We start from the raw sequence: 13,864 nt of genomic DNA on the forward strand, positions 1-13,864 counted from the left end.
TTGCCCCTCTCAAACTCTCCCCACCAAAGGCCTGAGGCCTTTGGAAACCCATCCCGGGACTGGCGGGGATGGGGGAGGGGGCGAGGGCCCCTCAGATCAGAGCCGGACCTTGAGGAAGCGGCCCAGCTCGCCCACGATGCCGGCGCGGAAGGCCAGCACGCAGGCGACGAAGATGCAGCCCTGGATCACCGTCACCCAGGCGCCGAACTCGGCGAGGTAGTTCTGCATGGTGACGATGACGGCCGCCCCCATCACGGGGCCGAACACCGTGCCAAGGCCACCCACCAGCGTCATCAGCACCACCTCGCCCGACATCGCCCAATAGACATCCGTCAGCGTCGCGATGCCGAAGACCAGCGCCTTGGTGCCGCCGGCGATGCCGGCCAGCATGGCGGAGAGGGTGAAGGCCATCAGCTTGTAGTCGTCCGAGCGGTAGCCGAGCGAGATGGCGCGCGGCTCATTCTCGCGGATGGCCGTCAGCACCTGGCCGAAGGGCGAGTGGACGATGCGGCTGATGAGCAGGAAGCCGGCCAGGAAGACGCCCGCCACCACCCAGTAGAGGTTCATGTCGCGCGAGAGGTCGACAAGGCCGAGCAGCGCGCCGCGCGGCACGCGCTGGATGCCGTCCTCGCCGCCGGTGAAAGGCGCCTGGAGGCAGAAGAAATAGACCATCTGCGCCAGGGCCAGGGTGATCATGGCGAAGTAGATGCCCTGGCGGCGGATGGCGATCCACCCCGCCACCACGCCGAGCGCCGCCCCCACCACGCCGCCCGAGAGGATGGCCAGCTCCGGTGAGAGCCCCCAGACCTTGGCCGCGTGCGCCGAGAGATAGCCGCCCATGCCGAAGAACATGGCATGGCCGAAGGAGAGCAGCCCGACATAGCCGATCAGCAGGTTGAAGGCGCAGGCGAAGAGGGCGAAGCAGAGCAGCTTCATCAGGAAGACGGGGTAGAGGAAGAACGGCCCGGCCAGCAGCAGCGCCAGCAGCACCAGGAAGGCGACGCTCTGCGCCCGGTTGAAGCCGAGGGCGGAGAGGCCGAGCAGCCCCGGCGCGTCATGCAGCACCGGCAGGGTTGCGACGGAGGCGTGACCAGCGGACATGCTTCAGGCCCTCCCGAACAGGCCAGCCGGCCGCGCCAGCAGCACGATGGCCATGATGACGAAAATCACGGTGGAGGAGGCCTCGGGGTAGAACACCTTGGTCAGCCCCTCGACCAGCCCCAGGCCGAAGCCGGTGACGACCGAGCCGAGGATGGAGCCCATGCCCCCGATCACCACCACGGCGAAGACGACGATGATGAGGCTGGAGCCCATCTGCGGGTTGACCGAGTAGATCGGCGCCGCCAGCACCCCGGCGAAGGCGGCCAGCGCCACCCCCGCGGCATAGGTCAGCGTCACCATGCGCGGCACGTTGACGCCGAAGGCCTGCACCAGCGCCGCATTCTCGGTGGCGGCGCGCAGATAGGCGCCGAGCCGCGTCTTCTCGATCACCAGCCAGGTGGCGAGGCTCATGGCCAGCGCCGCCACCACCACCCAGAGGCGGTATTTCGGCAGGAACATGAAGCCGAGATCGACCGGCGGGCCGGAGAGCACCTCCGGCGGCGCGTAGGGCAGGCCGGAGGAGCCGAACTGGTTGCGGAACACGCCCTCGATGATGAGGGCGAGGCCGAAGGTCAGCAGCAGGCCATAGAGATGATCGAGCTTGTAGAGCTTGCTGATCATCGTCCGTTCCAGCAGCACGCCGATGGCGCCGACGATGAGCGGCGCCACCACCAGCGCCGGCCAGTAGCCGATGCCCACCCAGTTGAGCAGCATCCAGGCGACGAAGGCGCCCATCATGAACTGCGCCCCATGGGCGAAGTTGATCACGTTGAGCATGCCGAAGATGACGGCGAGGCCGAGGGAGAGCAGCGCGTAGAACGCGCCGTTCACCAGCCCGAGCACGACCTGCGGCAGGCCCAGCTCCAGTTGGAAAAGCAGGTCTTCGAACACCGGGGATGCTTCCTGCGGCGAAGGGGGGCGCGCGCCGGGCGGAGGGGACCCCGCCCGGCGGATCGGATCAGCTGGCGATCAGGCTGCACTTGCCCTCGGCCAGCGGGCGCCAGGCCTCGGCGGCGGAGGTGGTCTGCAACACCTTGTAGTAGTCCCAGGGGCCCTTCGATTCCTCGGGCGACTTCACCTCGAAGAGATAGGCCGGGTGCAGCTTGCGGCCATCGGCGCGGATCTGGCCCGCGCCGAAGCAGTCGTCATCGGTGGGGATGGCCTTCATCCGCGCCACCGCATCGGCGCCGCTGGCCTTGGCCGCGGCCACGCCCATATCGCCCACCGCCTTCAGGTAGTGCAGCACGGAGGCATAGCAGCCGGCATGCGACATGGCCGGCATGTTGCCGCCCAGATTGCCCTTCACGCGGCTGGTGAAGGCGCGGGTGCGGTCGTTCAGGTCCCAGTAGAAGCTCTCGGTGCAGACCAGCCCCTGCGCCGCCTTCAGGCCCAGGCTGTGCACGTCGTTGATGAACATCAGCAGCACGGCGATCTTGGTGCCGCGCCGCGTCACGCCGAACTCGGCCGCCTGCTTGACGCTGTTGATGGTGTCCGTGCCGGCATTGGCGAGGCCGATGACCTTCGCCCGGCTCTGCTGCGCCTGCAGCAGGAAGGAGGAGAAGTCCGTCGACTGCAGCGGGTGCTTGACGCTGCCCAGCACCTTGCCGCCGGCGGCCTGGACGAAGCTCGTGGTGTCACGCTCCAGCGCATGGCCGAAGGCATAGTCGGCGGTGATGAAGAACCAGGAATCGCCGCCCGTCTTCACCATGGCGCCGCCGGTGGACCTGGCGAGCATGTAGGTGTCGTAGGTCCAGTGCACCGTGTTCGGGCTGCACTGCGCGCCGGTCAGGTCCGTCGTCGCGCCGGTGGAGTTGAAATAGGCCCTGTTCTTCTCCCGCACCACCGCGTTGACGGCGAGCGCCACGGCGGAGTTCGGCACATCGACGATGACATCCACGCCGTCGCGGTCCAGCCACTGGCGGGCGATGGTGGCGCCGACATCGGCCTTGTTCTGGTGGTCGGCGAAGACCACCTCGACATTCACGCCGCGCGCGGTGATCCCCGAATCCTGGATGGCCTGGCGCACGCAGGCCACCGAGGTGGGGCCGGAGATGTCGCGGTAGACGCCGGACTGGTCGTTCAGCACGCCGATCTTCAGCGTGTTCGCCGCCTGGGCGCGGGCGCGGCCCGGCACCGCGGAGAGCGCGGGGGTGAGGGCCGCGGCGGCGGCGGTCTTCAGCAGGCTGCGGCGATCTTGCATCATGGTTCCCGTTTCTCCCTCGGCTTTCCTGGCGCGCGCCCCTCGCGGAGATGGGGGAGGGGGGCCGCTTCTACGAACCGCATTCGCGGGCGCCCGCCGCGCGGGCGGCCGCGCCCAGACGCTCCAATCAGACGCCCAGATATTCGTGCAGGCGCTCCAGCGAGCCCGAGAGTTCCTCGTTGCTCACGGCATCGACGACCTGGCCATGCTCCATGACGTAGTGGCGGTCCGCCACGGTCTGGGCGAAGCGGAAATTCTGCTCCACCAGCAGCACGGTGAAGCCGCGCGCCTTGATCTCGCGGATGGTGCGGCCGATCTGCTGGACGATGACGGGGGCGAGGCCCTCCGTCGGCTCGTCCAGCATCAGCAGCCGGGCGCCGGTGCGCAGGATGCGGGCAATGGCCAGCATCTGCTGCTCGCCGCCCGAGAGCTTGGTGCCCGGGCTGCGCGCCCGCTCCTTCAGGTTGGGGAAGAGGGTGTAGATGGAATCGAGATCCATCCCCCCTGGCCGCACCACCGGCGGCAGCAGCAGATTCTCGGTGACGTCGAGGCTGGCGAAAATGCCGCGCTCCTCCGGGCAGAGGGCGATGCCGGCGCGGGCGATGCGGTCGCTGCGCGCGCCCACCAGTTCCTGCCCCTCGAAGCGCACGCTGCCGCTGCGCTTGCCGACGAGGCCCATGATGGAGCGCAGCGTCGTCGTCTTGCCGGCGCCGTTGCGGCCGAGCAGGGTGACCACCTCGCCCTCCCGCACCTCGATGCCGACGCCGTGCAGGATATGGCTCTCACCATACCAGGCCTGGAGATTCTCGACCTTCAGCAGCGGCTCAGCCATGGGTGCTGCCCCCCGCGATGGAGGGATCGGTGCCGAGATAGGCCGCCACCACCTCCGGGTTGCGCGAGACCTCGCCATAGCTGCCCTCGGCCAGGATGCGGCCGCGCGTCAGCACGGTGATGGTGTCGCACAGGCCCTCCACCACCTTCAGGTTGTGCTCGACCATCAGCACGGTGCGGCCCTCCGCCACGCGCTTCACCAGCGCCACGATGCGGTCCACATCCTCCGCCGTCATCCCCGCCGTCGGCTCGTCCAGCAGCATCATCACCGGGTCGAGGGCGAGGGTGGTGGCGATCTCCAGCGCGCGCTTGCGGCCATAGGGCAATTGCCCCGCCGTCAGATGGGCATAGGCGGAGAGGCCGACATCCTCCAGCAATTCCCGCGCGCGGGCATCGTATTGCCGCAGCACCTGGTCGGAGCGCCAGAAGTCGAAGCTGTTGCCGCGCGCCCGCTGCAGCGCCACGCGCACATTCTCCAGCACCGAGAGATGCGGGAAGACGGCGGAGATCTGGAAGCTGCGCACCAGCCCGAGGCGCGCGACCTCGGCCGGCTTCATGCGGGTGATGTCGCGCCCGTCGAAGCGGATGCTGCCGCGCGTCGGCGGCAGGAACTTCGTCAGCAGGTTGAAGCAGGTGGTCTTGCCGGCGCCATTGGGCCCGATGAGGCCGTGGATGCTGCCGCGCCGCACCTTCAACGACACGTCGCCGACGGCGACAAAGCCAAGGAATTCCTTGGTCATGCCGTCGGTCTCCAGGATGCTGTCCGCCACCCTGCGCCCCCCGTTCCTGTCGCTTCCCTGTGGGGCGGCTTGGGCCGCCCATTGCTCTGCACAATGGCCGGGCGGCTGGCGGCGCGCAAGAAAAGCTTTCAGGTCAGGCGGCGCGGATCCCGGAGAGGAAGCGGTCCATCTCGCCGCGCAGGGCGGCGGCCTCGCGCGCCAGCTGTTCCGAGGCGGTGCGGAGCTGGGAGGCGGCGGCGCCGGTGCGGGTGGCGCCCTCGCGCAGCCCCTCGGCATGGCGCGCGGCCTCGCCCGTGCCCTGGCCCGCCCCGGCCACGGCCGTGCCGATTCCCTCGGTCGCCTGCTGCTGGGCCACGGCGGCGTCGGAAACCTCCCGCGCCGCCGCATCCATCGCCGCGATGGTGGTGGCGATGGTGCCGATGGCCTGGACCGTGCGCTCCGTCTCGGTGCGCATGGCCTCGATCTGGCTGCCGATTTCCTCGGTGGCCCTGGCCGTCTGGCTGGCCAGCGTCTTCACCTCGGAGGCGACGACGGCGAATCCCTTGCCCGCCTCGCCGGCGCGGGCGGCCTCGATCGTGGCGTTGAGCGCCAGCAGGTTGGTCTGCCCGGCGATATCGGCGATCAGCTTCACGACATCGCCGATGCGCGCGGCGGCGGCGTTCAGCCCCTCCACCGCCTGTTCGGCGGCGCCGGCCTGCTGGGTGGCCTGGCGGGCGACGCGCGCGCTCTCCTGCCCCTGCCGGGCCATGCTGGTGATGCTGCCGGCCAGCACCTCGGCCGCGCCGGCCACGCTCTGCACATGCTGCCCGGCGCGGCCCGCGGCCTGGGCCACGGAGAGCGCCTGGGCCTGCCCGGCCTCGGCGGCGGTGGACAGGTCCTGCGCCGTGTCGCGCAGCGCGGCGGCGGCGTGGGAGACGGCGCCGAGGGACTGGCCCGCCTCGCGGTCGAACTGCGCCACCATGGCCTCGATGGCGCGGGCGCGCTCCAGCCGGGCGGCATTGTCCGCCGCCTGCCGGGCGGCCAGCTCATCGGCGGCGCAGAGGCTTTCATCCAGCGCCACCAGGGCGCGGGCGGTGGCGCCGATCTCGTCGGGCCGCTTCTGCACGGCGCCGAGCGGCACGCGCCGCAGGCCCTGCGCCATCTGCCGCGCCGCCGCCTCCAGCGCGCGCACCGGCCGCGCCACGCCCTGGCCGGCCCAGATGCCCAGCCCCGGCAGCACCAGCAGCACCAGCCCGATCAGCAGGAAGAACTGGTAGAGCACGCCATCGATCGGGGCGAAGACCTGCCCCGCCGGCACGCTGGCCAGGGCGACCCAGGACAGGCCGGGATAGCCCATGGCGCCCTGGGAGCGGGCGAAGCCCTCCGCCTCCTCCCCCAGGACGAGGGTGCCGCCCGCCACGCCGCCCTCCAGCCGGGGCGGGGCGATGGGCGCGCCCTGCGGCATCACCAGCGGCGTGCCGCTGGAGTCGAAGAGCGCCAGCCGTGCCCCGGCCAGCCCATCGGCGCGCAGCCGCGCCTCCCATTCCTCCAGGATGGTGTCCACCAGCCCGAAATCGGCGAAATTGGCCCAGATGCCCATCAGGTTGCCCGCCTGGTCCCGCACCGGCGCGGCGAAGACCATGGTGTGCCCCGATTCGCCCGGGTAAAGCCCGGCCACCAGGGCTTCCTTCGCCGGCGGCTCGACCACCGTGCCCGTCAGCCCCTCCGGCCCGCGCAGGAACGCCTCGGCCATCACCTTGCGCAGCCAGGGGGCGCGCGAGAAATCCATGCGGTAGATCGGGTCCGTCGCCAGCGGCTTGCCATGGGCGTCACGGCTGTTCACCGCCAGCACCCCGCCGCGTGAGCTGACGAAGAGCATCAGCTTGTACAGGCCATAGGTGGCCATGTACTCGTTCATCGCCTTGACCAGCGGCGTCTCCTCGCCGGGGCGCCGCCAGTTCACCGGGGCATGCGCGGCGAGGTTCAGACCGAAGGCCTGCGCATCGCCATAGCGCTCGAAGAGGTTGCGGTCGATCGTGTCCACCACGCCCGCCGCGCTCTGCTGCAGCCGCGCCAGCGCCACCTCATGCAGGGCGCCGCGCGCGGGCAGGAAGGCCGCCAGCAGCAGGCAGGGCGGCACCAGGCCGAACACCAGCAGCAGAAGGGTGAGCCGCATCCGCAGAGAGCGCATCGCCGTCCTGGCCTGAAGATCCGTTACGGCGGGGATCCTGCCATATCCCCCTCAAATCGTGGTTAAAACGGATTACGGCATGGCAAGGAGCGGGAAGCAGGCGGCCCCCGCCTCAGATGGCGAAGTTCAGCGCCTCCGGCGTCGGCCGGCGCAGCCCCGCCACGGCGGCGCGGCGCAGCAGCTCCGCCATGGTCAGCCCGCCCAGCGCGCCCAGCATGGTCGTCTCCAGCTCCTCCCACAGCGGGCGGATCACTTTTTCCTGCAAGGGGGAGGGGGGAGCCTCCGGCACCTCTTCCGCCCCCGGCTCCGGCGCCGTCACCGCCGCCACCACCTCGGAGAGGGTGATGTCCCGCGCCGCGCGGCCCAGGCGGTAGCCGCCCTTCGGCCCGCGCGTGCTGCCCAGGATGCCCGCGCGCGAGAGCGCCTGCAGCACCGGCTCGATGCCGCGCCGCGCCTCGCCCAGGCGGTCGGCAATGTCGCCCGCCGGCACCGTCGCCCCGCGCCCGGCGTGAAACGCCACGTCCAGCACGATCGACACCGCCGTCATCGCCCGATCCCGCCGCAACAACATCGCATTCGCCCCCTGATCCACGTGCGCAAGACGTGATATAACGCGCCCATGCCCGAAGGAAACACCCCCTCGCCCCGTTCCGTGCCTGGAATGCACGACAGCATCCTGGACACCATCGGCCATACCCCGCTTGTCCGCCTGCCGCGGCTGGAGGCCGCGCGCGGCCTCAAGGCCCGGCTCGCGCTCAAGCTGGAATTCTTCAACCCGCTCGGCTCGGTGAAGGACCGCATCGGCCTGGCCATGGTCGAGGCCGCCGAGCGGGAGGGGCGGCTGCATCCCGGCCGCTCCGTCCTGGTCGAGCCGACCTCGGGCAATACCGGCATCGCCCTCGGCTTCGTCGCCGCCGCCAAGGGCTACCGCCTCATCGTCACCATGCCCGATGGCGCCAGCATCGAGCGGCGCAAGATGCTGCGCCTGCTCGGCGCCGAGGTGGAGCTGACGCCGGCCAGCCAGGGCATGTCCGGCGCCATCGCCCGCGCCGAGGCCATCATCGCCAGCACGCCCGAGGCCTGGATGCCCCGGCAGTTCGACAACCCGGCCAACCCCGCCATCCACGCCGCCACCACCGCCGAGGAAATCTGGGCCGACACCGATGGCCTGGTGGATGCCGTGGTGGCCGGCGTCGGCACCGGCGGCACCGTCACCGGCATCGCCCGCGCCCTGAAGCCGCGGCGCGAGGGCCTGCGCGTCATCGGTGTCGAGCCGGCCGAATCCGCCGTCCTCTCCGGTGACGATCCCGGCCCGCACGAGATCCAGGGCATCGGCGCGGGCTTCCGCCCCTCCGTGCTCGACCTCGCCCTGCTCGACACCGTCCGCCGCGTCACCGAGCGCGAGAGCTTCGCCGCCGCCCGTCTCTGCGCCCGCACCGAGGGCCTGCCCATCGGCATCTCCTCCGGTGCCGTGCTGCATGCCATGCTCGACCTCGCCGAGCAGAAGGAGATGGAAGGCAAGCTGATCATCGGCATCGCCGCGTCCTTCGCGGAGCGTTACCTCTCGACGGATCTCTTCGCCGGGCTTTGAAGGGAAGAGGTTCTTTTTTGTAAAAAAGAACCAAAAAACTTTTTTCAGTTTGGCGCTGCGCCTGGATGATGGGGCGCGGCGCCAAATGGAAAAGTCTTTTTGCTTCTTTTTCTTCAGAAAAAGAAGATTCCTTTCTGATGATTTATTTTATCGCCTCCTTCTGCCTTTCCTCCGGGCAATGGTCAACAACCGGTTAAAATCCATCAGGGCATGCTGACCGTCACACTGGCGGGAACCGTGTCCGATGCGATTTTTCCTCAACCTGAAGGTGGGGTTGAAGCTCGCGCTCTCAGCCGCGCTCACCTTCATCCTTCTGGCTGTCCTGGTGATCCGCACGAATGCCAGCCTGACCGGCGTGCTGGAGCAGGACCAGGTGCTGCGCAGCGTCGCGCAGGTCAACAACGCGCTGAACGATGCCGAGACGGAGGGCGTGCGCGCCGCGCTGGCCAACAGCGTGGCCGAGAACGCGCAGACGCCCGAGGCGCTGGAGGCGGCGCAGACCGGCGTGCAGGAGCGCCTCGTCCTGCTGCGCGCCCGCATCGAGGCCGGCGCCGCCCAGGCGCAGCCGGCGGAGCGCGAGAAGGCCCTGGCCCTGCTGCCGCAGATCGACGCCTATGGCGCCGCCCTGCGCGAGGTGGCGCAGCAGCGCATGAAGCTGCTGGAACTGCGCGACAAGACGCTGTTCCCCTCGATGAACGAGTATGACCAGCGCTTCGAGGCCGTCGCCGCCAGCATCGAGTTCGAGTTGACCGACCCCGCCCGGGTCGATGAGATGCGCCAGCGCCTGCTCGCCTATCACGGCGCGGTCAATGACATGCGCTCGGCCATCCAGCGCTTCATCGGCACGGAGGATGCGGAGCAGGCCCGCCGCCTGCGCCGCGCCGTGGCGCAGCAGCGCGTCCACCTGCGCGGCGTGCAGAGCGGCCCGCTCTCCGACAGCCTGCGCGCCGAGGTGGAGCGCATGGGCACCGCCAGCAACAGCATCGCCGGCGCGGCGGAGGCCATCGTCTCCGGCCTCGGCGCCGTGGCCGACCTGCGCCAGGGCAAGGCCGACCCCGCCCGCGCGAAGCTGGAGGGCAGCCTCTCCGAGGTGAGCGACGCCATCAACAGCGATGCCGCGCGCCGTCATGTCGCCGTCGAGGCCAGCCTGGGGCAGGTGAAGCGCGATACGCTGATCGCCGGCGGGCTGGTGGCGCTGGTGCTGGTGCTGGCCGGCTTCGCCACGGCGGGGGCCATCAGCACGCCGCTGCGCCGCCTCGCCGCCGTGCTGGCGCGCATCGCCGAGGGCCAGGCCGCCATCGCCGTGCCGGACCGCAACCGGCGCGACGAGATCGGCGCCATCGCCCAGGCGGTGGAGGGGCTGCGCGCCACCGTGGCCGAGGCCTTCGCCCAGCGCCAGATGCTGGAGCAGATGCCGGCCGGCGTGATGATGTCCGACCCCGCGCAGGATTTCCGCATCACCTATCTCAACGCGCAGATGCGCGAGATCCTCTCGGACAAGATCGCCGAGACCCTGCCCTGCGCCCCGGGCGAGGTGATGGCGCAGAGCCTCGACATCTTCCACGCCGACCCGTTGGCCCAGCGCGCCCTGCTGGCCGATGCCGCCAACCTGCCGCACCGCGAGCGCCGGCAGATGGGGCGGGAGGTGGTGGACCTCAACATCTCCGCCATCCGTGACAGCGCGGGCGGCTATGTCGGCCCGATGCTGGTCTGGACGCTGGCGACGGAGCAGGCGCGGCTGGCCAATACCTTCGAGGGCCAGGTGAGCGGCACGGTGGAGACGGTGGTAGCGCGCGCCCAGGAGATGCAGGAGGCCGCCCGCCGCCTGACGGCCAGCGCCCGCCAGTCCGGCCAGGAGGCGGGGATGGTGGCCGAGGCCGCCGGCCGCGCCAATGCCGATGTGCAGGCCGTGGCCGCCGCCGCCGAGGAGATGGCGGCCTCGATCGTCGAGATCACCCGCCGCGTCAGCGAGGCGGCGCAGGTGACGGACCGCGCCGTGCAGGAGGCCCGCGCCACCGATGGCACGATGCGCAGCCTGGCCGAGAGCGCCGCGCGCATCGGCGATGTGGTGCGGCTGATCGGCGATATCGCCGGCCAGACCAACCTGCTGGCGCTCAATGCCACGATCGAGGCGGCGCGCGCGGGCGAGGCCGGCAAGGGCTTCGCCGTGGTGGCCTCGGAGGTGAAGAACCTCGCCGGGCAGACGGCGCGCGCGACGGAGGAGATCAGCAGCCAGATCGCCGAGATGCAGGCGGTGACGACGCGCGCGGTGGAGGCGCTGCGCGGCATCGGCAGCACGGTGGAGCGGACCAACGAGATCTCCACCACCATCGCCGCCGCGGTGGAGCAGCAGGGCGCGGCGACGCAGGAAATCGCCCGCAGCGCCAGCCAGGTGGCGGAAGCGACGGGCATCGTGACCCAGCGCATCACCCGCGTGCGCGAGGCGGCGGTGGAGACCGGCGGCGCCGCGACGGGCATGCTGGAGGCCACCGAGGGGCTGGCCGGGCAGGCCACCGACCTGCGCAGCCGCGCCTCGGAATTCCTGGTGGCCATCCGCGCCTGATTCCCTGCCCATGGGCGGGGCATCCGCCGGGTGCCCCGCCCGGTTTTTGTGGCCCCGCCGCGTTTTGTGGCTCCGCCGCGCGGGGCGCCCTGTTCAGCCGCGCAGGGCGCGGTGGGCGATCAGCGCCAGCCATGCGGTGAACAGCGCCCCCTGGGCCACCCAGGCGGTGTTGCCATTGGCCAGCCCGGTGACGATGGGTGTGCCCAGGCACTCCGCCCCGGCGATGGCGCCCACGGCGGTGGTGGCGATGGCCATCACCACCGCCATCCGCAGCCCGGCGCGGATCACCGGCAGGGCGATCGGCAGTTCCACCCGCCAGAGCATCCCGAGCGGCCCCATGCCGCAGCCGCGCGCGGCGTCGCGCACCGGCGCGGGCACGGCCTCCAGCCCGGCGGTGGCGGCGCGCAGCACGGGCAGGGCGGCATAGAGCACCAGCGCCAGCAGCACCGGCGCCGCGCCGAAGCCGAGCAGCGGCAGGGCCAGGGCGATCACCGCCACCGGCGGCACCGCCTGGGCCAGGGCGAAGAGCGCGTCCAGCACCGGGCGCAGCCGCCGCCCGGCGCCGCGCGTGGCCAGGATGGCGGCGCCCAGCCCGAGCAGCGCCGCCAGCGCCGCCGCGCCGAGGGCCAGGGCCAGGTGCCAGCCGAGCAGGGCGAACCAGCCCCGGCTTTCCCAGAGCGGCCGCTGTACCTCCGGGAAGAGCGCGGCCCAGAGCGGCGCGCTGTGCGGCATGGCGGCCAGGGCGGCGAGGAAGGCCAGGGCCTGCGCGGCCACCGCTTTCATGCCAGCCCCCTCATGCCGCCGCCACCGGCGCGGCCCGCACGAGATCCACCCAGTGCAGCACCCCGCCCGCGAAGCCCGGCCCGGGTGGCAAAGCGAGGCAGGGCGCGCCCTCGGCCAGCATGCGCAGCAGCGCCGCCTTCAGCGTGGCCTCCGGGGCCAAAGCGGGGGTGCCGGGCGGCGGCGCCCCCGGCCGCGCCAGGGCCCGGGCGGGCAGGGTGGCGAGGCGGTGGAAGGCCAGCCCTTCCTCCCCGAACAGCGCGCCGAGGCGTGGCGCCGCGCCGGGGGCGAGCAGCGCCGCCGGCCGCCCCGCCGCCACCAGCCGGCCCTGTTCCAGCACCGCCAGCCCGTCGGCCAGGGCCAGCGCCTCCTCCACGTCATGGGTGACGAACAGGATGGTCTTGCCGGTCTCGCGGTGGATGCGGCGCAGTTCCGCCTGGAGGCCGCGCCGCGTGGCGGGGTCAAGGGCGGAGAAGGGCTCGTCCATCAGCAGCACCGGCGGGTCGGCCGCCAGGGCGCGGGCGAGGCCGATGCGCTGCGCCTGCCCGCCGGACAGCTCATGCGGGAAGCGGTGGCGGAAGCGCGCCGGCTCCAGCCCCACCAGCTCCAGCAGCGCCTCCACCCGCGCGGCGATGCGCGGGCGGGGCCAGCCCAGCAGGCGCGGCACGGTGGCGATGTTCTCCGCCACCCGCCAGTGCGGAAACAGCCCGACCGACTGGATGACATAGCCGATGCCGCGCCGCAGCGCCTCGGGCGGGGTTTCCGCCACGTCGCGCCCGGCCAGCCGGACGCGGCCTTCCGCCGGGGCCACCAGCCGGTTGACCATGCGCAGCAGGGTGGACTTGCCCGCCCCCGAGGCGCCGAGCAGCACGCAGAGATGCCCCTCCGGCACCTCCAGGCTGACGTCTTCCACGATGGCGCGGCCGCCCTGGCGGTGGGTGACGGCCTCGAAGCGGATCATGCGCGGCGCTCCAGCGCGGATTGGGCGGTGGCCAGGGCGGCGTCCAGCAGCAGCGACAGCCCGGCCAGCGGCAGCACGCCGAGCAGGATGAGATCGGTGGCGAATTGCCCGATGCCCTGGAAGACCAGCGCGCCCAGCCCGCCGCCGCCGATCAGCGCCGCCAGGGTGCCGAGGCCCATGGCCTGCACCGCCGCCAGCCGCAGCCCGCCCATCAGCACCCCGAGGCCGAGCGGCAGGCGCAGCCGCAGCAGGATCTGGTGTGGCGTCATGCCCTGGCCCCGCGCGGCGTCGAGCAGTTCCGGCGGCGCGAGGCGCAGCCCGGCGAGCAGGCTGCCGGCCAGCGGCAGCAGCAGATAGGCGGCGATGCCGAGCACCGCCGGCGCCGCGCCGATGCCGCCGATGCCCCAGCCGCGCAGGCCGGGCCAGAGCGCCACCGCCCCCGAGAGCAGCGGCATCAGCAGCCCGAACAGGGCGAGGGAGGGCACCACCTGCACGCCATTGGCCAGGGCCATCAGCACCGCTTCCAGCCGTGGCTGGGCCAGGGCGAGCAGGCCGAGCGGCAGGGCCAGCGCCAGCGCCAGGGCCAGCGCGCCCCCCGCCAGGGCGAGATGCTGGGCCAGCGCCGCGCGGAGTTCCGCCCCGCGCGTGGCGGCCTCCCGCACCAGGGAGAGGGAATCCAGCATGCCGCCGGCCAGCAGCGCGGCGAGGCCGATACCCGTGAGGGCAAGGAAGCGCGCCGGGCTGGCGCTGCGCGCGGCGGCGGCGGCCCCGGCGGCGAGGCCGAGCAGCCCGAGCCCCAGCCACAGCCCCGCCGCCGGCATGGCGCGGGCGAGGGGAGAAGCCCCTGCCAGCCCCGCCGCCGCGCCCAGCCCGGCGGTGGCCAGCAGGCCAGTGGGGGCGAGGGCGGCGGCGGCCTCGGCCCAGGCC

The 13,864-nt window shown here is 72.1% G+C and carries 12 protein-coding genes; 2 read left to right on the top strand and 10 right to left on the bottom strand.

The genetic code is table 11. From position 1 onward, the window contains the following. Positions 1–96: 96 nt before the first annotated feature. From NON00_RS18865 to NON00_RS18895, 7 genes are all read right to left on the bottom strand, one after another. Positions 97–1,101, bottom strand: a complete 1,005-nt coding sequence (locus tag NON00_RS18865; RefSeq protein ID WP_256024252.1) for a branched-chain amino acid ABC transporter permease — start codon at positions 1,099–1,101, stop codon at positions 97–99. A 3-nt stretch (positions 1,102–1,104) separates the two neighbouring features. Next, positions 1,105–1,992 carry a branched-chain amino acid ABC transporter permease gene (locus NON00_RS18870; RefSeq protein WP_256024253.1) on the bottom strand — a complete coding sequence of 296 codons (888 nt, stop codon included), beginning with the start codon at positions 1,990–1,992 and terminating at the stop codon, positions 1,105–1,107. Between the two features lie 67 nt (positions 1,993–2,059). After that, positions 2,060–3,304: an ABC transporter substrate-binding protein gene (locus NON00_RS18875; RefSeq protein WP_256024254.1), complete on the bottom strand. Its 1,245-nt coding sequence runs from the start codon at positions 3,302–3,304 to the stop codon at positions 2,060–2,062. 124 nt (positions 3,305–3,428) lie between these two features. Beyond that, positions 3,429–4,133, bottom strand: a complete 705-nt coding sequence (locus tag NON00_RS18880; protein WP_256024255.1) for an ABC transporter ATP-binding protein — start codon at positions 4,131–4,133, stop codon at positions 3,429–3,431. Then, positions 4,126–4,872, bottom strand: a complete 747-nt coding sequence (locus tag NON00_RS18885) for an ABC transporter ATP-binding protein (RefSeq protein WP_305123457.1) — start codon at positions 4,870–4,872, stop codon at positions 4,126–4,128. Before NON00_RS18885 ends, NON00_RS18880 begins: the two co-directional genes overlap by 8 nt. 133 nt (positions 4,873–5,005) lie before the next feature. Further along, positions 5,006–7,027: a methyl-accepting chemotaxis protein gene (locus NON00_RS24815; RefSeq protein ID WP_305123450.1), complete on the bottom strand. Its 2,022-nt coding sequence runs from the start codon at positions 7,025–7,027 to the stop codon at positions 5,006–5,008. A gap of 127 nt (positions 7,028–7,154) precedes the next feature. Further along, positions 7,155–7,613, bottom strand: coding sequence for an Rrf2 family transcriptional regulator (locus NON00_RS18895; protein WP_256024257.1), 459 nt, complete (start codon positions 7,611–7,613; stop codon positions 7,155–7,157). A 90-nt stretch (positions 7,614–7,703) separates the two neighbouring features. On the opposite strand from NON00_RS18895, the gene cysK reads away from it, so the two are divergent. Together cysK and NON00_RS18905 are read left to right on the top strand one after the other, a co-directional pair. Next, positions 7,704–8,633, top strand: a complete 930-nt coding sequence (gene cysK, locus NON00_RS18900) for a cysteine synthase A (protein ID WP_256024263.1) — start codon at positions 7,704–7,706, stop codon at positions 8,631–8,633. 244 nt (positions 8,634–8,877) lie between these two features. After that, positions 8,878–11,196, top strand: coding sequence for a HAMP domain-containing methyl-accepting chemotaxis protein (locus NON00_RS18905; RefSeq protein WP_256024258.1), 2,319 nt, complete (start codon positions 8,878–8,880; stop codon positions 11,194–11,196). A 93-nt stretch (positions 11,197–11,289) separates the two neighbouring features. On the opposite strand, the gene NON00_RS18910 is transcribed toward NON00_RS18905, so the two are convergent. The 3 genes from NON00_RS18910 to NON00_RS18920 form a co-directional block, all read right to left on the bottom strand. After that, on the bottom strand, positions 11,290–11,979 hold the full coding sequence (locus NON00_RS18910) for an ABC transporter permease (protein ID WP_256024259.1): 690 nt from the start codon (positions 11,977–11,979) through the stop codon (positions 11,290–11,292). A gap of 10 nt (positions 11,980–11,989) precedes the next feature. Continuing rightward, complete coding sequence (locus NON00_RS18915) at positions 11,990–12,937, bottom strand: ABC transporter ATP-binding protein (RefSeq protein ID WP_256024260.1); 948 nt, start codon at positions 12,935–12,937, stop codon at positions 11,990–11,992. Next, the coding region (locus NON00_RS18920) for an ABC transporter permease subunit (RefSeq protein ID WP_256024261.1) at positions 12,934–13,864 on the bottom strand (931 nt) is incomplete at its 5' end. The genes NON00_RS18920 and NON00_RS18915, both read right to left, overlap by 4 nt.

Origin of the sequence: Roseomonas sp. GC11 (assembly GCF_024437745.1) — a bacterium.
Classification (GTDB): Bacteria; Pseudomonadota; Alphaproteobacteria; order Acetobacterales; family Acetobacteraceae; genus Pseudoroseomonas.